Origin of the sequence: Silvania sp. (assembly GCF_051656365.1) — a bacterium.
Classification (GTDB): domain Bacteria; phylum Pseudomonadota; class Gammaproteobacteria; order Enterobacterales; family Enterobacteriaceae; genus Enterobacter; species Enterobacter hatchlandensis.
Window position 1 is genome coordinate 36087 of the sequence record NZ_JBOGBT010000066.1, and the last position, 20699, is coordinate 56785.

23 protein-coding genes are annotated in these 20699 nt (G+C 56.6%); 13 read left to right on the forward strand and 10 right to left on the reverse strand.

What is annotated here, in order from left to right; all coding sequences use genetic code 11:
* The first annotated feature begins 6 nt into the window (after window positions 1-6).
* A complete protein-coding gene (locus tag ACRDD5_RS12995) occupies window positions 7-906 on the forward strand; it encodes an AraC family transcriptional regulator (protein ID WP_438676991.1) in 900 nt (299 codons plus the stop codon).
* A gap of 69 nt (window positions 907-975) precedes the next feature.
* Here ACRDD5_RS12995 and yghB read toward each other — a convergent pair whose 3' ends face one another.
* Both yghB and metC read right to left on the reverse strand, forming a co-directional pair.
* Window positions 976-1635, reverse strand: a complete 660-nt coding sequence (yghB, locus tag ACRDD5_RS13000) for a DedA family general envelope maintenance protein YghB (RefSeq protein WP_271284542.1) — start codon at window positions 1633-1635, stop codon at window positions 976-978.
* A gap of 141 nt (window positions 1636-1776) precedes the next feature.
* A complete protein-coding gene (metC, locus tag ACRDD5_RS13005) occupies window positions 1777-2964 on the reverse strand; it encodes a cystathionine beta-lyase (protein ID WP_438676992.1) in 1188 nt (395 codons plus the stop codon).
* Between the two features lie 250 nt (window positions 2965-3214).
* On the opposite strand from metC, the gene exbB reads away from it, so the two are divergent.
* Together exbB and exbD are read left to right on the forward strand one after the other, a co-directional pair.
* Complete coding sequence (gene exbB / locus ACRDD5_RS13010; RefSeq protein WP_271284544.1) at window positions 3215-3946, forward strand: tol-pal system-associated acyl-CoA thioesterase; 732 nt, start codon at window positions 3215-3217, stop codon at window positions 3944-3946.
* 6 nt (window positions 3947-3952) lie between these two features.
* Window positions 3953-4378: a TonB system transport protein ExbD gene (gene exbD, locus ACRDD5_RS13015; protein ID WP_271284545.1), complete on the forward strand. Its 426-nt coding sequence runs from the start codon at window positions 3953-3955 to the stop codon at window positions 4376-4378.
* 79 nt (window positions 4379-4457) lie between these two features.
* Here the strand turns inward: exbD and ACRDD5_RS13020 are convergent, their stop codons facing one another.
* The 3 genes from ACRDD5_RS13020 to ACRDD5_RS13030 all read right to left on the reverse strand — a co-directional run bounded on the left by ACRDD5_RS13020 (window position 4458) and on the right by ACRDD5_RS13030 (window position 6301).
* Window positions 4458-5354, reverse strand: coding sequence for an SDR family oxidoreductase (locus ACRDD5_RS13020; protein WP_271284546.1), 897 nt, complete (start codon window positions 5352-5354; stop codon window positions 4458-4460).
* Between the two features lie 97 nt (window positions 5355-5451).
* Entirely contained in the window at window positions 5452-5904 is a 453-nt protein-coding gene (locus tag ACRDD5_RS13025) for a cytoplasmic protein (RefSeq protein WP_438676993.1), read from the reverse strand.
* A complete protein-coding gene (locus ACRDD5_RS13030) occupies window positions 5897-6301 on the reverse strand; it encodes a hypothetical protein (RefSeq protein ID WP_271284548.1) in 405 nt (134 codons plus the stop codon). The genes ACRDD5_RS13025 and ACRDD5_RS13030 overlap by 8 nt, the downstream gene beginning before the upstream one ends.
* 103 nt (window positions 6302-6404) lie before the next feature.
* Between ACRDD5_RS13030 and ACRDD5_RS13035 the strand changes: the two genes are divergently transcribed.
* Entirely contained in the window at window positions 6405-6908 is a 504-nt protein-coding gene (locus ACRDD5_RS13035; protein ID WP_271284549.1) for an ESA_00282 family adhesion-associated protein, read from the forward strand.
* A gap of 81 nt (window positions 6909-6989) precedes the next feature.
* The gene (locus ACRDD5_RS13040) at window positions 6990-7484 is read left to right on the forward strand and encodes a TIGR00645 family protein (RefSeq protein WP_271284550.1); all 495 of its coding nucleotides are present in this window, start codon (window positions 6990-6992) and stop codon (window positions 7482-7484) included.
* A gap of 42 nt (window positions 7485-7526) precedes the next feature.
* Here ACRDD5_RS13040 and ACRDD5_RS13045 read toward each other — a convergent pair whose 3' ends face one another.
* Window positions 7527-8567: an aldo/keto reductase gene (locus ACRDD5_RS13045; RefSeq protein ID WP_438676994.1), complete on the reverse strand. Its 1041-nt coding sequence runs from the start codon at window positions 8565-8567 to the stop codon at window positions 7527-7529.
* An 83-nt stretch (window positions 8568-8650) separates the two neighbouring features.
* On the opposite strand from ACRDD5_RS13045, the gene yghX reads away from it, so the two are divergent.
* The 3 genes from yghX to ACRDD5_RS13060 all read left to right on the forward strand — a co-directional run bounded on the left by yghX (window position 8651) and on the right by ACRDD5_RS13060 (window position 11846).
* Window positions 8651-9538 (forward strand): YghX family hydrolase, encoded by an 888-nt coding sequence (gene yghX / locus ACRDD5_RS13050; RefSeq protein WP_271284552.1) that lies wholly within the window; start codon window positions 8651-8653, stop codon window positions 9536-9538.
* A 376-nt stretch (window positions 9539-9914) separates the two neighbouring features.
* Window positions 9915-11465, forward strand: a complete 1551-nt coding sequence (locus tag ACRDD5_RS13055) for a methyl-accepting chemotaxis protein (RefSeq protein WP_438676995.1) — start codon at window positions 9915-9917, stop codon at window positions 11463-11465.
* A gap of 93 nt (window positions 11466-11558) precedes the next feature.
* Window positions 11559-11846: a DUF2623 family protein gene (locus ACRDD5_RS13060; protein ID WP_271284554.1), complete on the forward strand. Its 288-nt coding sequence runs from the start codon at window positions 11559-11561 to the stop codon at window positions 11844-11846.
* Here the strand turns inward: ACRDD5_RS13060 and fucR are convergent.
* The 4 genes from fucR to yghU all read right to left on the reverse strand — a co-directional run bounded on the left by fucR (window position 11828) and on the right by yghU (window position 15044).
* The gene (gene fucR, locus ACRDD5_RS13065) at window positions 11828-12544 is read right to left on the reverse strand and encodes an L-fucose operon activator (RefSeq protein ID WP_271284555.1); all 717 of its coding nucleotides are present in this window, start codon (window positions 12542-12544) and stop codon (window positions 11828-11830) included. The genes ACRDD5_RS13060 and fucR overlap by 19 nt on opposite strands.
* Window positions 12541-13524, reverse strand: a complete 984-nt coding sequence (locus ACRDD5_RS13070; RefSeq protein ID WP_271284556.1) for a sensor domain-containing diguanylate cyclase — start codon at window positions 13522-13524, stop codon at window positions 12541-12543. Before ACRDD5_RS13070 ends, fucR begins: the two co-directional genes overlap by 4 nt.
* Window positions 13525-13692: 168 nt before the next feature.
* Window positions 13693-14025: a glycine zipper family protein gene (locus ACRDD5_RS13075; RefSeq protein ID WP_271284557.1), complete on the reverse strand. Its 333-nt coding sequence runs from the start codon at window positions 14023-14025 to the stop codon at window positions 13693-13695.
* Between the two features lie 149 nt (window positions 14026-14174).
* Window positions 14175-15044, reverse strand: a complete 870-nt coding sequence (yghU, locus tag ACRDD5_RS13080; RefSeq protein ID WP_438676996.1) for a glutathione-dependent disulfide-bond oxidoreductase — start codon at window positions 15042-15044, stop codon at window positions 14175-14177.
* Between the two features lie 256 nt (window positions 15045-15300).
* Between yghU and ACRDD5_RS13085 the strand changes: the two genes are divergently transcribed.
* From ACRDD5_RS13085 to ACRDD5_RS13105, 5 genes are read left to right on the forward strand one after another with little or no spacing between them, the layout of a single operon-like run.
* Entirely contained in the window at window positions 15301-16890 is a 1590-nt protein-coding gene (locus ACRDD5_RS13085) for an ABC transporter substrate-binding protein (protein WP_438676997.1), read from the forward strand.
* A gap of 46 nt (window positions 16891-16936) precedes the next feature.
* Window positions 16937-17890 (forward strand): ABC transporter permease, encoded by a 954-nt coding sequence (locus tag ACRDD5_RS13090; protein ID WP_271284560.1) that lies wholly within the window; start codon window positions 16937-16939, stop codon window positions 17888-17890.
* Window positions 17891-17895: 5 nt separating this feature from the next.
* Window positions 17896-18741 (forward strand): ABC transporter permease, encoded by an 846-nt coding sequence (locus ACRDD5_RS13095; protein WP_438676998.1) that lies wholly within the window; start codon window positions 17896-17898, stop codon window positions 18739-18741.
* The gene (locus tag ACRDD5_RS13100; RefSeq protein ID WP_438676999.1) at window positions 18734-19711 is read left to right on the forward strand and encodes an ABC transporter ATP-binding protein; all 978 of its coding nucleotides are present in this window, start codon (window positions 18734-18736) and stop codon (window positions 19709-19711) included. The genes ACRDD5_RS13095 and ACRDD5_RS13100 overlap by 8 nt, the downstream gene beginning before the upstream one ends.
* On the forward strand, window positions 19708-20685 hold the full coding sequence (locus ACRDD5_RS13105) for an ABC transporter ATP-binding protein (RefSeq protein ID WP_438677000.1): 978 nt from the start codon (window positions 19708-19710) through the stop codon (window positions 20683-20685). Before ACRDD5_RS13100 ends, ACRDD5_RS13105 begins: the two co-directional genes overlap by 4 nt.
* Window positions 20686-20699: the final 14 nt, after the last annotated feature.

Sequence of the window (20699 nt, forward strand, 5' to 3'; positions counted from 1 at the left end):
GCAAAGATGAACCGTGAAGAGACGTGCCTGCAGCTCACTGCGCAAATTAACACACTGAAAGATAATGCAAATAAGCTTGATGACCTGCTACCAGACGTTCGTCTGCTGTACGGCACACAGCCCGGACCGCGCACGCCAGTGATGTATCAGCCCGGTATCATTTTTCTCTTTTCTGGCCATAAAACGGGCTATATCAATGAGCGGGTGTTCCGCTATGACACCCGTGAATATTTGCTTCTGACAGTACCTTTACCCTTCGAATGTGAAACCTTCGCGACAGAGGCGGTGCCGCTGGCCGGTATTCGCTTAAATATTGATATTCTGCAGCTGCAGGAGCTGCTGATGGATATTGGCGAGGACGAACTGTTTTGCCCGTCGATGGCGGCCAGCGGCATTAACTCTGCCACCCTGTCGGATGAGATCCTCTGCGCCATTGAACGTCTGCTGGACGTGATGGCGCGCCCGCTGGATGCGCGCATCCTCGGCAAGCAGATTATCCGTGAGATCCTGTATCACGTCCTGCTGGGGCCGGGCGGCGGGGCACTGCTGGCGCTGGTCAGCCGTCAGACCCACTTTAGCCTGATCAGCCGGGTGTTGAAGCGCATCGAAAGCCAGTACACCGAAAACCTGAGCGTGGATCAGCTGGCTGCCGAGGCCAACATGAGCGTTTCGGCGTTCCACCATAATTTTAAGTCGGTCACCAGCACCTCGCCGCTGCAATATCTCAAAAGCTATCGTCTGCACAAAGCGCGCATGATGATGATCCACGACGGGATGAAGGCCAGCGCGGCGGCGCTACGTGTGGGGTATGAGAGCGCGTCGCAGTTCAGTCGGGAGTTTAAACGCTACTTTGGCGTCACGCCGGGGGAAGATGCAGCGCGGATCCGCACGATGCAGGGGATGTGATGGTGCGGGCTGTTGCCCTCACCCTAACTCTCTCCCTGTGGGAGAGGGCAGGGGTGAGGGGAGTAACCGTCAGGCGCTACAGTACTTCTTCTTAATCACCACCGCGATGGTACCCACCAGACCCGCCACCAGCAGGAACATCGGCAGGATCATCAGGAAGGTCATCACCTGGTCTTCGTGGCGCTTCACGAACGGGATCATGCTCAGGGCATAGCCAAAGGTGGTCACTACGCCGACCCACAGCAGCGCGCTCAGCCAGTTAAAGAACTGGAAGCGGCGATTAGAGAGGCCGGAAATCCCCGCCATCGTTGGCAGCAGGGTGCGTACAAAGGCCAGGAAGCGTCCGGCCAGCAGGGCCAGCAGGCCGTGGCGATCAAACATACAGGTTGCCCGCTGGTGATACTTATACGGCAACTGCGCCAGCCAGCTTTTCACGATCCGCGTATTACCGAGCCAGCGGCCCTGCAGATAGCTCAGCCAGCAGCCCAGGCTGGCTGCGGAGGTGAGGATAACCATCGTCGAGGTAAAGTCCATCACCCCTTTCGCAATCAGCGCGCCTGCCAGCAGCAGCAGACTGTCGCCCGGTAAAAAGGAGGCGGGCAGTAACCCATTTTCCAGGAACAGGGTGGCGAACATGACGAAGTAAACCACCCCGACTACATGCGGGTCCGCCAGCGCTGCAAAGTCGTGTTGCCAGAGTGCAGCGATAATATCGTGAATAACAGCCATGGGCTTTCCTGTGGAACAGCGTATATGAACCTAGTGTACTCCCTATTTCGCCTGCGGGCTTTGATCGCAGGCGCAACAATTCAGACTTTTCTGTAGGCGATGTGGGGAAAAGTATCCTCTGAGCTGTTTTCTCTCCCTTTGCTACTCGATGCGCGCAAAGCCTGCCGCTAAATCGGCGATCAAATCGTCGACGTTTTCCAGGCCGATATGCAGACGGATCAGTGTACCGGTAAAATCCACGTCGCCACCCGGGCGTAGCTCGGCAATCTGCTCTGGCTGGTTTGGCAGGATCAGCGATTCAAACCCGCCCCAGGAATAGGCCATGCTGAACAGCGAGAAGTTGTCCAGATACGCCGCCAGCTCGTCGTTGCTCAGGCGCTTGTTCAGGATAAATGAGAACAGACCGCTGCTGCCGGTAAAGTCCCGCTGCCAGAATTCATGGCCTTTGCTGCCCGGCAGCGCCGGATGGTTAACGCGCGCCACCTGCGGATGCTGCGCCAGCCACTCGGCCACCTGCACGCTGCTCTCGTGGTGCTGACGCAGGCGCACGCCCAGCGTACGCAGGCCGCGGCTGGTCATATAGGCGGTATCGGCGTCCACCATTTGCCCCATCAGATAGGCGTTCTCGCGCAGTTGGTCCCAGCAGCGGGCGTTGGATACCGCCGTGCCGATCATGCCGTCAGAGTGGCCAATCAGGTATTTGGTGGCCGCCTGAATCGAGATATCGATATCAAAGTCGAGCGCTTTAAACAGCACCCCTGCCGCCCAGGTGTTATCGATCATGATGATCGCTTCCGGGGCTTTGCTGCGCACCGCCTGCACGATGGCAGGCACATCATGCACCTCCATGGTGATCGAGCCCGGGGATTCCAGGAACACAATGCGGGTATTGGGTTGGATCAGGTCGGCAATATCGGCGCCGATCTGCGGATCAAACCAGCCGGTGGTCACCCCCAGCTTGCTGAGAATTTTGGTGCAGAAGTCCTGGCTGGGCTCGTAGGCGGTGTTGGTCATCAGGATATGATCGCCCTGTTCAACAAACGCCAGAATGGTATTCGCCACCGCGGCCGCGCCGCAGGGGAACAGCGCACAGCCTGCGCCGCCTTCCAGCTCGCACATGGCTTCCTGCAAAGAGAAATGGGTCAGCGTCCCGCGGCGACCATAAAACAGCTCGCCTTTGGCCCGGTTGCGGGTGGCGTGCTTTTTGGCTTCGACCGTCTCAAACACCAACGATGACGCGCGCTGGATCACGCTGTTCACCGAGCCGAGGGTGTATTTCTTACTGCGTCCCGCCTGGACAAGCGTGGTATCAAGATGCTTCTCTTTCATGTGTGCGCAACCTGTTTTTATACGTCTGGACGTCCAGACTACCATGAAAGTAAAAATGGTCACGAGAGGTGGGTACATAAAGAAGAAAATTTTTTAAAATTTGTTTCCGGGAAATTTTTCCTGCGTGAGCGCAAGGAAAGTTAACCGAAATTCCGGCACCATGTAAATACTAATGAGAACTACTATCAATTCGACGCGTTTTTGATATTATTATGCTCAGATTTTGTGATTTGCGTCCTGGAGATACCGAGTGGGTAATAATTTGATGCAGACGGATCTCTCCGTCTGGGGTATGTATCAGCATGCCGACATCGTGGTGAAGATTGTGATGATCGGCCTGATTCTGGCGTCTGTCGTCACCTGGGCTATTTTCTTTAGCAAGAGCGTTGAGCTGATCTCGCACAAACGCCGTCTTAAGCGCGAGCAGCAGCAGCTGGCCGAAGCCCGCAACCTGAATCAGGCGAGCGATATGGCTTCTTCGTTCCAGGCAAAAAGCCTGACGACTCTGCTGATCAACGAAGCGCAGAACGAGCTGGAGCTTTCCGCGGGCAGTGAAGACAATGAAGGCATTAAAGAGCGTACCGGCTTCCGTCTGGAACGTCGCGTCGCCGCAATTGGTCGCCATATGGGCCGGGGTAACGGTTTCCTCGCCACCATTGGTGCGATTTCGCCATTCGTGGGTCTGTTCGGCACCGTCTGGGGCATCATGAACAGCTTCATCGGCATCGCCCAGACGCAAACCACCAACCTTGCCGTTGTGGCCCCCGGCATTGCCGAAGCCCTGCTGGCGACGGCGATTGGTCTGGTTGCTGCTATCCCGGCGGTGGTTATCTATAACATCTTCGCCCGTATGATTGGCAGCTACAAAGCAACCCTCGGTGACGTTGCCGCACAGGTTCTGCTGCTGCAAAGCCGCGATCTGGACCTGAGTGCCAGCTCCGCGAAGCCCGTCCGTTCTGCTCAGAAATTACACTTAGGTTGATTCGTCATGGCAATGCGTCTTAATGAAAACCTGGACGATAATGGCGAAATGCACGAAATCAACGTGACGCCGTTTATCGACGTCATGCTGGTTTTGCTGATTATCTTCATGGTTGCTGCGCCGCTCGCGACAGTGGACGTTAAAGTCAATCTGCCGGCTTCTTCAAGCCAGCCGCAGCCGCGTCCGGAAAAGCCAATCTATCTGTCGGTGAAAGCGGACAAAACGATGTTCCTCGGTAACGATCCGGTGACCGACGAGTCAGTGATCCCGGCGCTTAACACGCTGACTGAAGGTAAGAAAGACACCACGGTGTTCTTCCGTGCCGATAAGTCGGTCGACTATGAAACCATGATGAAGGTAATGGACACGCTGCATCAGGCGGGTTACCTGAAGATTGGTCTGGTCGGCGAAGAGAAAACAGCGGCCAAATAAGCGTAAAACGGCAACCAACAGGTTGCCGTTTTAGATCTGTAGGCCCGGTAAGCGTAGTGCCACCGGGCAGATCCTCACACTACCCCAGATGTTCTCCCCCGCATACGCCGTGCACTTCCGCCGTCACGTAGCTCGATTCCTGACTCGCCAGATAGACGTACACCGACGCCAGCTCAGCAGGTTGTCCCGCGCGCTTCATCGGCGTCTGCTGTCCAAATTTGGGGATTTTTTCCTGGGTCTGGCCGCCGGAAATCTGCAGCGCCGTCCAGATGGGGCCTGGCGCGACTACATTGACGCGTATCCCGCTTTCCGCCACCTGTTTCGCCAGCCCACGGCTGTAGTTCAGAATGGCTGCTTTGGTGGAGGCATAGTCCAGCAGATGCGGACTAGGCTGATAGGCCTGAATCGACGAGGTGGTGATGATGCTGGCCCCGGCGGGCAGCAGCGGCAATGCCTCCTGGGTTATCCAGAACAGCGCCAGCACGTTCACCGCATAGGTTTCTTTGAACTGTTCGGTGGTCAGATCGGCAATTTTCTCGACGGCGACCTGCTTCCCGGCCACCAGTGCCAGCACGTCCAGCCCGCCTAACGCTTCGTGGGCTTTATGCGCCAGCGAACGGGCAAAGTTTTCGTCACTCAGATCGCCCGGGATGAGCACCGCGGTGCGTCCCGCGTCTTCGATCAGCTGTTTGACCTGCTGCGCATCTTCTTCTTCAGCGGGCAGGTAGTTAATGGCGACATCTGCCCCTTCACGTGCGTAAGCGATGGCGGCAGCACGCCCAATCCCGGAGTCGCCTCCTGTTACCAGCGCCTTACGATCCAGGAGTCTACCGCTGCCCTTGTAGCTCTTCTCGCCGCAGTCCGGTACCGGGTCCATCTTGCTTTGCACGCCAGGTGCGGGCTGAATCTGCTGCGGGTATTCACCGGTGTAATACTGAGTGGTGGGATCCTGAATTTTGCTCTGCGAAGTGGTCATACATGTTCTCCTTGCTTGCATTGTCAGCTTTTAAGCTTAGGAGAGTCGCCAGCTGGCAGGGATCATCCAGGATAATCCCGAATGCGGAGGAGGGGGTTTAAGGCTTTTCTGAGGTTGGGGGCGTTTTAGCGGCCAGCGCCTCTTCATCCAGCGCGACGGTGGTGACGTTAGAGGTCCGGTAGCCTTCTTCGGCCAGCTTGCGGGTTACGCGCAGGGTGGCGGTTTCACGCGCCAGTAAATACTGGTAATTGCTTTCCAGACGGGCGAGGATTTTTTCTTTTAATTCCGGGCGTTGCGTCATGATGGCATTGATGGTCGCGCCGTAAATCTCTTCTTTAACCTGCAAGGGATAAATCTCCCGCCGGTTTTGCCATTTCAGCCGCACCAGACCCGCCGGGATCGAAAGTAGCTCTTTGGCAATGCGCTGCAGTTCACCGTTCTTAATCTGTTTAAGCGCTTCAAGGTTTTGCTCTAAGATAAATTCATCGCTTTTTTTGTCATCTAAAGTCAAATAAACGTTATTATTATCAGTATCCTTCACGTTATTCATCCTCAAGCTTATAAAAAACAGGTGAATTTCGCTCGCAGGTAATTAGGTTTAACCAGATTTCATTACCCGCTTCGTTTATTTCATCGGTCTTTTCAGTCAATATTTGACTTAGAGCCTGCGCATCTATTTCGCCTTCCGCCTGCAGATCATTGAGCAGGCGGGCGAACACTTCGATTTTAACCACCCGAAATAACCGGTCCTTAATATGGCGGTCGTGCTCTTCAAGCAACATATTGCGGGAGTTACCGGTACGGGTAACACCAATTAATATATCAGGTGCGAAATCAGCGAGCGTTCTTTTCCCCTTAGTGAAATTTGCATTGCTTTCTGCTTCTGGCGGTTTGGGTTCCACGGAAGAAATGTGAAACTTGGCCGGAACCAGATTGTCGGGCAACATTTTATATTTCCTTTAATTTCAATGGGGTAGGGTTGTCAGGAGTGTGAGATTCGTTGACAATAACATGAGGCAAATTTAAAATCAAAAAAAATGGAGCCTGCCTATGAACAGCATTTTTTATACTGTCATTACTTTGTTATTGCTTACCGCCGGGGTTCTTTTATTGATGCGCGAGTTCAATAAAAGTAACGAGGCACAGAATGCACACACCCAGGCACCGCCAGAGCGGATGTCAAAAGAAGAGGGCGAAGACCATTTTTCAATGCTGATGAATGCGATTACGCCGGTATGGTACTGGCGCGTAAATCATGAATATATTGATTTTCTCCATGCCACAATTAAACGAATGAATATGGTGGAAATAAATAGCATTCCCGATCTGTTTGACGCTCAGCGTCGTTGCAGCGATCTGAACTCGGCGGTGTACAAGTATTATGACAATATCAAAAAGCGCTGCCTGAACGGCGAAAAGGTGTCCCATTCCGATCTGGAGGTGATGAACCTGCGCCAGTGTTTTCGTGAGTTTAGCCTCGAAGCCTACCCGTCGCTGGTGGTGCTGGTATGGCCGGAGTATCAACGGCCGATCGTTAAACCTGATGAAGTGTAAGGTTTTTGTTGTTTAGTTGTTGCAAACAATTTGTGCTGTTGCGATATACTGCGTTCTGGTTTCGTTTGCTGACAGGACACTATGGAACGCTTTTTTGAAAACGCAATGTATGCCTCCCGCTGGCTATTAGCCCCGGTCTATTTTGGCCTCTCGCTGGCGCTGGTTGCCCTCTGTATTAAATTCTTCCAGGAAATTTTTCACGTCCTGCCGCATATATTCAGTATCGCTGAAGCCGATCTGATCCTGCTGCTGCTGTCGCTGGTAGACATGACGCTGGTAGGCGGTCTGCTGGTGATGGTGATGTTCTCGGGCTATGAAAACTTTGTCTCGCAGCTGGATATTGACCCCAGTAAAGAGAAGCTGAACTGGCTCGGCAAAATGGATGCCTCGTCGCTGAAAAATAAAGTGGCCGCATCGATTGTGGCGATCTCGTCGATTCACCTGCTACGGGTGTTTATGGATGCTAAAAACATCCCGGATAATAAGCTGATGTGGTACGTGATTATCCACCTGACGTTTGTGCTGTCGGCGTTTGTGATGGGGTATCTGGATAAGCTTAATCGCAGCAGTAAATAGGCGATGATGGCCCTCTCTCCCCGACGGGGAGAGAGGTATGAACTACTTATCCGATGACGCCTGCCATAAATTGAGCTGACCGTCCGTCACGTGCTGGTCAATCCGCTGCAGTTCATCCTCGCTAAAGTGCAGATTATTCAGCGCCTGCACATTCTCCTCCAACTGCTCCGTGCGGCTGGCACCAATCAGCACTGACGTCACGCGATCGTCTTTCAGCAGCCAGCTGAGCGCCATCTGCGCCATGGTCTGGCCACGTTCCTGCGCCATCTCATTCAGCATCCGCAGGCTGTTCAGGTTGGCCTCGGTCAGCATCGTCTCCGTCAGGCCGCGCGCTTTTTTTCCTTCACGCTGCATCCGGGAACCGTCCGGGATGCCGTTCAGGTATTTTCCGGTCAGCAGCCCCTGCGCCAGCGGCGTAAAGGCGATACAGCCCGTGCCGTTGGCCGCCAGCGTCTCCAGCAGGCCGCTCTTATCCACCCAGCGATTAAGCAGGTTGTAAGAGGGCTGATGGATCAGCATCGGGATCTTCCACTCGCGCAGCAGCTCGGTCATTTTCTGCGTACGTTCCGGGGAGTAGGACGAGATGCCGACATACAGCGCCTTGCCGCTCTGCACCGCCTGCGCCAGCGCAGAAGCGGTCTCCTCCATCGGCGTGTTTTCATCCACGCGGTGTGAATAGAAGATATCCACATAGTCCAGCCCCATACGGCTGAGGCTTTGATCCAGACTGGCGAGCAGATACTTACGTGAACCACCCGCGCCGTACGGACCTGGCCACATGTCGTAGCCGGCTTTGGTAGAGATGATCAGTTCATCGCGATATGCCGCGAAATCGTCGCGCAGCAGGCGGCCAAAATTTTCCTCCGCGCTGCCTGGCGGTGGGCCATAGTTATTAGCGAGATCAAAATGGGTGATGCCGCAGTCGAAGGCTTTGCGCAGCAGTGCACGCTGGGAATCGAGGGCGTGGACGTGGCCGAAGCTGTGCCACAAACCGAGGGAGAGCGCGGGTAAGCGCAGGCCGCTTTTACCGCAGTAACGGTACTGCATATTCTCGTAGCGGTCAGGGGAGGCGTTCCAGGGCATGATGTCTCCTTTGTTAGTGATTAATTTTCGAAACAGCGTTTCTATTCTATCCTTAGTTCGTTCACAATTCATGGAGATATGCGATGACGCGTATGACCGCCAAAGACTTTCCTCAGGAATTGCTCGACTATTACGACTATTACGCTCACGGCAAAATAAGCAAGCGTGAGTTCCTCAATCTGGCGGGCCGCTATGCCGTTGGCGGCGTCACGGCGCTGGCGCTGTTTAATATGCTTAAGCCCAATTACGCCCTCGCCGAGCAGGTGAAGTTCACCGATCCGGATATCCTCCCCGAATACATTACCTATCCCTCGCCGGACGGACATGGCGAGGTGCGTGGCTATCTGGTGAAACCGGCCAAAGCCAGCGGTAAAGTCCCGGCAGTGGTGGTTGTGCACGAGAACCGCGGCCTTAATCCTTATATTGAAGATGTGGCCCGTCGGGTCGCGAAGGCGGGGTATATTGCGCTGGCGCCGGACGGCTTAAGCTCGGTGGGCGGCTACCCGGGTAACGATGAGGAAGGAAAGGTGCTGCAGCAGAAGGTCGATCCCACTAAATTGATGAACGACTTCTTTGCCGCCATCGATTTTATGCAAAAGCATCCGGATGCCACCGGCAAAGTGGGGATTACCGGCTTCTGCTACGGCGGCGGTGTCTCGAATGCGGCGGCCGTCGCCTGGCCGGAGCTGGCCTGTGCGGTGCCGTTTTATGGCCGACAAGCGCCCGTCGCCGATGTCGCCAAAATTAAGGCGCCACTGCTGCTGCATTATGCGGAGCTGGATAAGAACGTTAACGAAGGTTGGCCGGCTTATGAAGCCGCGCTGAAAGCCAACGGCAAAGTGTATGAAGCCTGGATCTACCCTGGCGTGAACCACGGGTTTCATAATGATTCAACCCCACGCTACGACGAACCTGCAGCGGAGTTAGCCTGGAAAAGAACCCTGGGATGGTTTGAGAAATATTTGAGTTAACCCGCCTGAAAATGCCCGGCAGGATCTTTGCCGGGCTCCTTGTTATAAATCCGCGTAATAACCCTGATTATATCTCTAGTCTTCGTCATGTGCTTTATGACGTTTTTATTACAAATATAAAAACCGTTTCGCCCTTAATAATTATGCGGTTAATGAATGCTGAAGATGCTTACTATTTGCAACTTTATGAAATGTAAAGGCGGATTGTTTTAATGGGTATTTATCGCGCCTCCGGTATCTATTCCAATAAATATTAAATGGAAATGAAAAGTTTTATAAAATTAACCAATAAAAGGTATCGCTTCGCATTTTATTGCCGATAACGAGGGTAATACCCGCCTCCGGGCGATATCTCCCTCATGGCAAGGAAATAAATATGCAAGTGCTTCGTAATTTCACGATCCGGTTCGTCATGCTGACGATTCTGGGGATCTTTTGTTTAATGTGGGCGGGCGTTGGGCTGTATAGCACCTGGGCACTGTCACGCGTTGCGGACGGTAATGACGTGGATCGGCAGCTGGTCAAACAGATGACGGTACTGAGCCAGGGGAACGATCAGTATTTCCGCTTTGTCACCCGCCTGAGCCGCGCGATGGACGTGCAGGCGTCGGGCGGCACGGCCGATCTCGCGCCTGTGCAGCAGGCGCTGGACAATATGGCCAGCAAGCTCGATGAACTGAAAGCGATTTCGCCGGGGCCAATGGATGCCCAGATTTCCACCCAGGTGATCGCCAGCTGGCAGGCGCTGCTGGAGAACGGCGTCAGGCCTCAGATGCAGCTTGCGCAGCAGGGGAATGTTGACGGCTATCGCCAGCAGGCGAACAGCGTCACCCCGCCCCTGAGCCGCGCGTTTGGTGCCAGCGCTGAACAGTTCAGCAAAGCCGCCGACACCATCCTCGACAGCACCCGCGTGACGGTGGATGGCCTGACCAGCTTCACCCGCACGGCAATTATCACGGCGACGATTATTGGCCTGCTGATCCTGCTGTTCACCGACCGCTATCTGGTCGCGATGCTGGTGAAACCGCTGGATCGCATCCGCGAGCATTTTCGCCAGATTGCACAGGGCGATCTCAGTCAGCCTATTGCGCCGTTTGGCCGCAACTGCGTGGGGCAACTGGTGCCACTGTTGAGTGCGATGCAGGACAGCCTGCGTGAAGCGGTGAGCACTATTCGTTCTGGCAGCGAGAATATCTGGCGCGGCGCCACCGAGATCTCCACCGGCAATAACGATCTCTCCTCACGTACCGAAGAGCAGGCTGCCGCCCTGGAAGAGACGGCCGCCAGCATGGAGCAGCTTACCGCCACGGTGAAGCTGAACGCGGACAGCGCCCGCGAAGCAAGCCAGCTGGCCGATGTGGCCTCAACCTCCGCCAGCCGTGGTGGGATGCTGGTGGAAAAGGTGGTCAGCACCATGACCGGTATCTCCGTCAGCTCACAGAAAATTGCCGAGATCACCAGCGTGATCAACAGCATCGCCTTCCAGACCAATATCCTGGCGCTTAACGCGGCAGTGGAAGCCGCACGCGCGGGCGAGCAGGGACGCGGTTTTGCGGTGGTTGCTGGCGAAGTGCGTAATCTGGCGAGCCGCAGCGCAAACGCGGCCAAAGAGATTGAAGGGCTGATTGCCGACTCGGTCTCCCGCGTGGAGCAAGGGGCAAAACTGGTTAACGACACCGGCACCACCATGGAAGCGGTGCTGCGCGATGTCAGTGAAGTGACCACCATCATGAAGCAAATCGCCGCGGCCTCGGAAGAGCAGAGCAAAGGGATTTCGCAGGTGGGGGTGGCCATCACCCAGATGGACGGCGTGACCCAGCAGAATGCCTCGCTGGTGGAGCAGGTGTCGGCTGCGGCGGCGGCGCTGGAGCGTCAGACCGAAGAGCTGCAGCGTTCAGTGCAGAAGTTCCGCCTGTCGGCCCAGTAGTCGTTGGCTGCTTTCTGCAGCCCCATAAATAGCAGTAGCCAGCGATGAAAATATCGCTATATAATTCATTATATAGCGATTGGGGGCAATGTGATGGATAACCATTTTGGCAAAGGGTTGATGGCGGGAATGAACGCCGCACAGGCAGATACCGCCAGCAGCGTGGCGCATTTCTGTTCCGATTATAAACGCGGCTTTGTGTTGGGCTTCTCCCACCGGATGTTCGAAAAAACCGGTGACCGGCAGCTCAGCGCCTGGGAGGCGGGGATCTTAACCCGTCGCTACGGGCTGGATCGCGACCTGGTAATGGACTTCTTTAAAGAGAGCGATGCCAGCACCACCGTGCGCTATTTTATGGCGGGCTACCGTCTGGAAAGCTGAGCGTCGGTGATGATTTGTGTGACCTGCGACAGATCACCAATCTTCACTTCGCTCGAGCGCTGAAACTTACTTTTGTCGATCAGCAGCAGTGACTGGCTGGCACGGCTCAGCAGTTGCGTCTTAAACCCGGCATTGTGCGGGGCGGGATCCCACATCACGCCCTGCTCATCCACCCCTTCGCAGGAGAAGATAAACAGGTCGATCTCCAGCGATTTCAGTTGGGTGACCAGCGCCGGGTTCACGTAACAGCGGTACTTGCGCTCCAGCGTCCCGCCCGAGCAAATCAGGGTCACACGTTCACGCTTCGCCATCTCGTGGCAAATGGGCAGGCTGTTGGTAAACACCGTCAGCGCGATGTCCGGCAGCTGGCGCGCCAGATGAAAGCAGGTGGAGCTGGCATCAAGCGCCAGAGTCATCCCTTCGCTGACCCAGTCCAGCGCGTGGCGGGCGATATCGGCTTTATCCGCGTAGTGGCTTTTCAGGCGTGCGCCAAACGGCTCGCCGCCGTCGCGATGATCCGGATGGATCGCCCGGGCGCGCCCGTGATGGCGCACGATCTTCCCCTGCTGCTGAAGCTGCTTCAGATCGCGGCGAATCGTCTCTTTGCTCACCGCAAGCGATGCGGCAAGCGCGTCCGTCGTCATTCCGTCGCACGCCGCCAACTGGCGGAGGATCTCCTGCTGGCGGCTGTTTTTCATGGATGGGTTCCGCTACGGGACACCGACAGCAGCGTCTGGCCGATGGCCACGCCGTTTTTGCCGGTGTGCTTAATCTGGTACATGGACTGATCGGCCCGTCGCAGGGCATTGATAAAATCATCCTGCGGCTGGACCTCGTCGATGCCCACCGACGCTCCCACCTGCGCCTGGCCGTTGTCCAGCTCGAAAGGCGTCAGCGCCGCGTTCAGGCACCTGTGCGCGGTCTGGTTGATCAGCAAACTGTTGAGCGGGTAGGGCAGCAGCAGCACAAACTCATCTCCTCCCAGCCGCCCGACCACTGCATCCGGCGGGCAGGTATCGCGCAGGCGCTGGCTGAGCTGGATCAGCAGCTCATCGCCGCTGCGGTGACCAAAGGTATCGTTAACCATTTTAAAATCATCAAGATCGATAAAGGCAACGCACAGCGGTCCCTGGGCTTTAAGCTGGGTGAAGTGTTTGATCAGCGCATGGCGGTTGGCCAGCCCGGTCAGCGGATCGTGATTCGCCAGCAGGGCAAGCTGCTCTTCGTACTGCTTCTCTTTAGTCATGTCGATATGGGTGCCGGTCACCTTGAGCGGGTTGCCGTGTTCATCCCATTCGCTGACGCGACCGCGATCCAGCACCCAGGTGACGGTGCCGTTTTTATGCTGCATCCGGTGCAGCGCCTCGTAGAAAGGGGTTTTGCCGTGCAGATGATCGTAAAATGCATCGAGTACGTTTTGCTTATCGTCCGGGTGCAGGTGTTCCCGCCAGACCTCAAACTGGGCGCTTAACTCTTTGGGCTGATAGCCCAGCATCGACCCCCAGCGGCGGTTATAAATAATCAGCTTGCCGCTCGGGACGTCGAGCTGCCACAAACATAACCCCGTCCCGTCGAGCGCAGCACTGAGCTTGCTGCGGGCGTCGCGCGCCAGCCTGGCAAGCCGGGTATTGTGCTTTTTCAGATTCTGGATCTGTTGTTTCAGCGATTTTTCTGACATGCGAATCATCTGAATAAAAAAAATATTGATGCCAGTTTAACGGACGGAAGTAAATATGCTGTTGAAAAAAGACAATGATTTGCGCCAGGGCTTATATTCAGGGATGACAGGAAATAAAAACGAGGTGTGGGCTAAAAAGCCGGGTGGCGCAACCACCCGGCTTTTGTATCAGTGGGTGGCCTCGCCAACCATGCCGCCTGCACCGGCACCGAGTGCGGCACCTTTCAGGACGCTGTTGCCGGTGACCACCGCTGCACCAGCGCCGACCGCGGCACCAATGGCCCCGCCCTTGCGCGCGGCTTTGCCTTTCTCACCGTTTTTGAACATCGCTCCGGTGCCGGCCCCGACGACCGCGCCGCCGACAGTGGATTTTACGCTTTTGCCCGCGACGGCACCGATGGCGGCACCCGCCAGCGCCCCGGTAGCGGTTTTATCCGCAGCCAGGCTTGTGGCAGAGAAGATCAGTGCGCTGAGCAGCAGCGTGGTTTTGATGTATTTCATGGCAGTTCCTTTGTCAGAGTGGGTGTTACTGCGGGGATACTGCCAGCAGCATCACAGCCTGGGGTAGGCCGATAATGCCCCGAGGGGAAAACTCATCGTATTCTGATAGAACGGGCATCAGCCGGGCGGTGAACCGCCCGGCTCAAGGATTAACCCTGACGTTTATCTTCGGTCTGGGTGTCGAAGTCGCTGGCGGCATGACGCTCATGCAGCTGTTCGTTCAGCTCGCCGTTGGTGCGGTTGACGATACGCCCGCGCTTCACTGCCGGACGGTTAGCGACATCCTTCGCCCAGCGCTGGACGTTCTTGTAGCTTTTTGCATCGAGGAACTCGGCTGCGCCATACACCTGGCCGAGTGCGACGCTGCCAAACCACGGCCACACCGCGATATCGGCGATGGTGTACTCATCCCCCGCCACGTAGCGGCTGCGCGCCAGCTGTTTATCCAGCACGTCGAACAGGCGCTTAGCTTCCATGGTGAAACGGTCGATCGCGTACTCAATTTTCACCGGGGCGTAATGATAGAAGTGACCAAAACCGCCGCCAAGGAACGGGGCAGAGCCCTGCAGCCAGAACAGCCAGTTCAGGGTTTCCACCCGGCCTGCCGGATCTTTTGGCAGGAAGTGGCCGTATTTCTCAGCGAGGTAGAGCAGGATATTGCCCGACTCAAAGACGCGCGTCGGCGGGGTGCTGGAGTGGTCGCGCAGAGCCGGAATTTTGGAGTTCGGGTTCACATCGACAAACCCGCTGGAGAACTGATCGCCCTCGCCGATGCGGATCAGCCACGCGTCATATTCCGCGCCCGTCACCCCGAGCGCCAGCAGCTCTTCCAGCAGGATAGTCACCTTCTGGCCGTTTGGCGTGCCCAGGGAATAGAGCTGCAGCGGATGCGAGCCGACCGGCAGCGCTTTCTCGTGCGTCGCACCCGAGATCGGGCGGTTGATACTGGCAAATGCGCCACCGTTATTATTCTGCTTCCATTCCCAGACTTTTGCTGGCTGATAAGAATCATCTGACATGCTGATCTGCCTTTTTCATGAGGTGTTGAGGCAGTTTAGCAGGCATTCCGTGAACGGTTTAACGAACTGAGCGCATAAGGATATGAGCCATTACTTAATAAGCTTATATATATCTAAATCGTTATAAGCTTAATCAAAAATCGCATTTTCATTGTTAATGCGTATGCCTCTAAAGCTGAATATGATGCGCACTCAGATATCGTTAAAATAACAACCTGCAGTTAAAAAAACTTTCAAGGCAAGGAGTTAGTGAGATATGCGTAAGCCAATAGTATCTGCTGTTCTGGTCGCCCTGGCGCTGGTCGCCGCCGGCTGTGATGATGCCAAAAATAAAGACAACACAGCGGCCCCGGCGGCCAAAAATGATGCGCCAAAAGAGGGCGGCTCGCTGATTATCGGCATTACCTCCGGCGACCCGCTGGCGGTGAACCCGCTGTACGCCAGCGACCGCACCACCCTGACCATCATGCAAGCGCTGTATGCTCCGCTATACAGTTTTAACGAGGGTAAAATCGAATGGGGCCTCGCCGAAAGCCTGACCCCGGCGGCGGATAACCTCAGCTACACCCTGACCTTAAAGCCGAATCTCAAATGGCAGGACGGCCAGCCGCTGACCGCTGATGACGTGGTGTTTACCTTTAACAAGCTGCTGGACGAGAAGCAGCACAGCTTCTTCCGCAGCATGTTCACCTACGGCGGTAAGCCCGTTGCGGTCAGCAAAGTGGACGATCGCACCGTTAAGTTCACCCTGCCGCAGGTGAGCGCGGCCTTTACCGGCACCCTGGTACAGATCTACCCAATCCCGCAGCACGTGTTCGCCAGCGAAAGCGATCTGGAAAAGAGCAGCAAAAACGATACCCCGGTCGGCTCCGGCCCGTTCAAATTTAAAGAGTATCGCGCAGGGCAGTATTACGCGTTGACCCGTTTTGACGATTACTGGAACGGCAAAGCGAAGCTTGATTCCGTGACCTACCGTTTTGCCAAAGACAGCAACTCCGCTAACCTGGCGCTGCAGAACGGCGAGATCAACCTCAAGATGGTCGATCCGCAGGACGTGTCGCGCCTGAAAAATACCGGTAAGTTTGACTTCGTGGTCTACCCGGAAGGGCGTCTGGCCTACATGACCTTCAACCAGAACGTGCCGGTGATGAAAAGCAAGGAACTGCGTCAGGCCATTGCGTACGCCATCAATAAAGACGAGCTAACCCAGACCGCGTTTACCTCGCTGGATTACGCGAAACCGGCCACCTCGTTCCTGACGCCGGATACGCTGTACCAGACCGACGACGTAGAGCAGTACAAATTCGACCAGCAAAAAGCCAAAGATCTGCTGAAAGCCTCCGGTGCGCCAGAAAACCTCAAGCTGCGTCTGGCCTACGTTAACACCAACAAAACCCAGGAGAGCATGGCGCTGTACATTCAGCAGCAGCTGAAGGGGATTGCGGTGAACGTTGAGCTGATGCCGCTGGACGCCAACGCCATGTCCCAGCGCAGCCTCGACATGAACAACACCGCATGGGAGCTGAACCTTGGCGGCTACATCATGGGCGCTGAGCCGGACGGCTACAAATCGCTGTTTATGAGCAACGAAGCCTATAACTACGCCCACTATAAGAACCCGCAGTTTGATGCCCTGTGGGATAAAGGCGCAGTTGAGACCGATGCGGGGAAACGCGCGGAGACCTACAAGCAAATTCAGCAGACGGTGGCGAACGACATGACCTATTACCCGATTGCCTACACCAACGCCACCGTCGCGGTGGATAAACGCTTTGGCGGCACCGCGGAAGCGGAACCGAAGCCGGTGTATATGTTCCAGGACCTGTCAAAAATCTATCAAAAATAAGCCGTAGCCCCGGTCTGCTGGCCGGGGTCATTTTTAAGGGCAAGTCGTGAACACATTACTGATGCGTCGGTTGCTGCAACTGATACCGATGCTGTTCTTTATCTCGCTGGTGGCGTTTTTGCTGGTCAAACTCGCCCCTGGCGATCCGGTGGCGGCCTACATCACCCCGCGCATGGCGCCCGAGGATATCGAGCGGATCCGCCAGAGCCTGGGGCTGGATAAGCCGCTGGTCACGCAGTATTTTCTGTGGCTGAAAAACATTTTGCAGGGCGATCTGGGTTACTCGCTGATCTATCACCGTCCGGTGCTGACGATGATCGCCGAGCGCATTCCGGCCACCTTAGGCTTGATGGGCGCCTCGCTGCTGATGGCGATTGTCCTGGCCATTCCACTGGGTCTTTTGGCGGGCGCATTTAAGCACCGTTGGCTGGATCATGTTCTGAACCTGTTCGCCTATATTGGCATCTCGGTGCCGATCTTCTGGTTCGGGATCCTGCTGATCACCGTCTTCGCCGTGCAGCTCAACTGGTTCCCCAGCATGGGGATGCGCACCATCGGCATGGAGGATAACTGGCTGGACGTAGTGCGCCATGGCGTACTGCCGTGCATTGCGCTGACCTTTTATAACCTCTCAAGCTATGTGCGCTATATCCGCTCCAATACCATTTCGCAGCTCTCGGCCGATTACGTGCAAACGCAGCTTGCCTATGGCGCAACGCGTACCAGCATCCTGTTCCGCCATGTGCTGAAAAACGTGCTGCTGCCGGTGATCACCCTGTTTGGCCTGTCGTTTGGCGAGCTGGTGGTCGGGGCCTATGTTACCGAAAGCGTCTTCTCCTGGCCGGGAATGGGCCTGCTGGGGATCCAGTCGATCACCTCCCTGGACTACCCGCTGATTATGGCGATCATCATGCTCTCGTCGCTGATGCTGATCGTTGGCAACCTGATCGCCGACTTGCTGTATCGCTTCGCCGATCCCCGCATACGTACCCTGAGGTAACCCGGATGAGCAGACGCTGGCAACAGGTGGGTCACCAGTTGCGCCGCAATCGTCCGGCGCAATTCTCTTTACTGGTGTTGTTTATTTTTATCGCCGCTGCGCTGTGCGCGGGGCTGAGTCCTTACGATCCGGATCAGATGTCGCTGGGCGCCCGCACTCTCGCGCCCGATGGCGCGCACTGGTTTGGCACCGATGAATATGGCCGGGATTACTTCACCCGGGCCCTGTACGGGGGGCAAATCTCGCTGATGGTGGGCTGTCTGGCGATGGTCTTTTCCACCCTGATTGGCACTGTGGTTGGGACGGTAAGCGGCTACTTCGGCGGCTGGCTGGATAACCTGATGATGCGCGCGGTGGATATCCTGATGGCGATCCCGGCCTTCTTCCTGCTGCTGGTGCTCAACGCGTACCTGAAGCCGGGGGTGGATAACATCATCATGATCATTAGCCTGCTGACGTGGATGAACATGTCCCGGCTGGTGCGTGCCGAAACTCTGTCGGTGAAAGAGCGCGAGTATGTGCTCTACGCCCGCGCCTGTGGCGAACACCCGCTGCGCATTATCCTGCGCCACATTATTCCCGGCGTGTTGCCGACTATTATCGTTGCCGCCACGCTGAATATCGCCTCGGCTATTTTAATGGAATCGACGCTGAGCTTTCTCGGGCTGGGCGTGCAAGCGCCTGCTGCGTCGTGGGGCAGTATGCTTAATAATGCCCAGTCGTACATTGGCGAAGCTTCGTGGCTGGCGATGTTCCCCGGCATTCTGATCCTGCTGACGGTGTTCAGTTTTAACGTGCTGGGCGACGTATTCCGTACCGCCTTTGAGCCGGGAGCGAACCGCAATGAGTAACTTACTTGAACTCGATAACCTGCAAACCACCTTCCGCACCCACGATGGCGATGTCCATGCGGTGCGCGGGGTGAGCTTCCACGTGCAGGCCGGTGAGCTGGTGGGCATTGTCGGTGAATCCGGCTGCGGCAAGAGCGTCACCTGCAAGTCGGTAATCCAGCTGCTGGGCAGCAACGGGCGCATTACCGGGGGCCAGATCCGCTTTAACCAGGAGGACCTGGCGCAAAAAACGCCGCAGCAGATGCGGGCTATTCGCGGGAACCAGATCGCGATGATTTTTCAGGATCCGATGACCGCGCTCAACCCGGTGCTGACCATCGGCAAACAGATGACGGAGATCCTGGTCCGCAACAAAGGCTTAAGCAAAAAAGCGGCGAAAGCGGCGAGCATCGCGATGCTGGAGCAGGTGGGGATCGCCGAGGCGGTGCGGCGCTACGACCAGTATCCGCACGAGTTCAGCGGCGGGATGCGCCAGCGGGTGATGATCGCCATTGCGCTCTCCTGCGACCCTAAACTGCTGATTGCCGACGAGCCGACCACTGCGCTGGACGTCACCATTCAGGCGCAGATCCTGCGCCTGCTCAAAAGCCTGCAGCAGAAAACCCACACCGCAATCCTGCTGATCACCCACGATCTGGGCGTCGTCGCGCAGGTGTGCAGCCGGGTGGTGGTGATGTACGGCGGGCTGGTGATGGAAGAGGGCAGCGTGGAGGATATTTTTTACCGTCCGCAGCATCCGTATACCCAGGGGCTGCTGGCGTCGCTGCCGCACCCTGAGCAGACCAGCCATCGCCTGTTGCCGATCGAAGGCTCGCCGCCGGGGCTGCTGAATCCGCCCCCGGGCTGCCCGTTTGCTGAACGCTGTCCGCAGCGGATGCCGCAGTGCGAACGCCAGCCGGCGTTTTACAGCCAGGGGGCCGGGCATCGCGCCGCGTGCTGGCTGTTAGAGGATAAGGGAGTTCAGGTATGAGCGAGCACAACGCCCCGCTGGTGAGCGTGCGGGATCTGCGAAAACACTACAGCTTAAACGGCGGGCTGCTGCGCAAAGGCGTGGCGGTGAAGGCCGTTGACGGCGTCAGCTTTGATATCCAGCCGGGGGAGACCTTTGGCCTGGTGGGCGAATCCGGCTGCGGGAAATCGACCCTCGGGCGCGCCATTCTGCGCCTGTTTGATATCACCTCGGGCGAGATCCATTTCGCCGGGCAGGAGATCGCCCAGGCCCGTGAAAAACAGCTCAAGCCGCTGCGCAAGCGGATGCAGGCGATTTTCCAGGATCCCTGGTCGTCGCTCAATCCCGGCATGACCGTCCAGCAGCTGGTGGCGGAGCCGATGCAGGTCCACGGCTACAGCCGGGAAGAGCAGCGGGAGCGTACCGAAACCCTGCTCTATAAAGTCGGGCTCAGACAGGAACATTTGCAGCGTTATCCTCACGAGTTCAGCGGCGGCCAGCGTCAGCGGATCAGCATTGCCCGGGCCCTGTCGGTGCGCCCGGAGTTTGTGCTGTGCGATGAGCCGCTGTCGGCGCTGGACGTGTCGGTGCAGGCGCAGGTGGTGAACATTCTGCAGGATCTCCAGCAGGAGCTGGGGCTGACCTATCTGTTTATCGCCCACGATCTGTCGATGGTGCGCCACATTTCGACGCGGATCGGGGTGATGTACCTTGGCAAGCTGGTGGAGGTGGCCCCGGCGAATGCGCTGTATCAGCACCCGGCGCACCCCTACACGCGCGCCTTGCTGGCCGCGGTGCCGCAGCCGGACCCGCGGATCCGTAATCTGGAGCAGGCGACGCTGCGCGGGGAGATCCCCGGCCCCACCTCCGTGCTGCCGGGCTGTAAGTTTTGCAGCCGCTGTCCGCACGTGATGCCGGTGTGTCGGCGTGAAGAGCCGGCGATGCAGGAGATTGCTCCCGGTCATTTCGCAGCGTGCTGGTTATTTAAGGTGTGAGGATGTTCCTGACG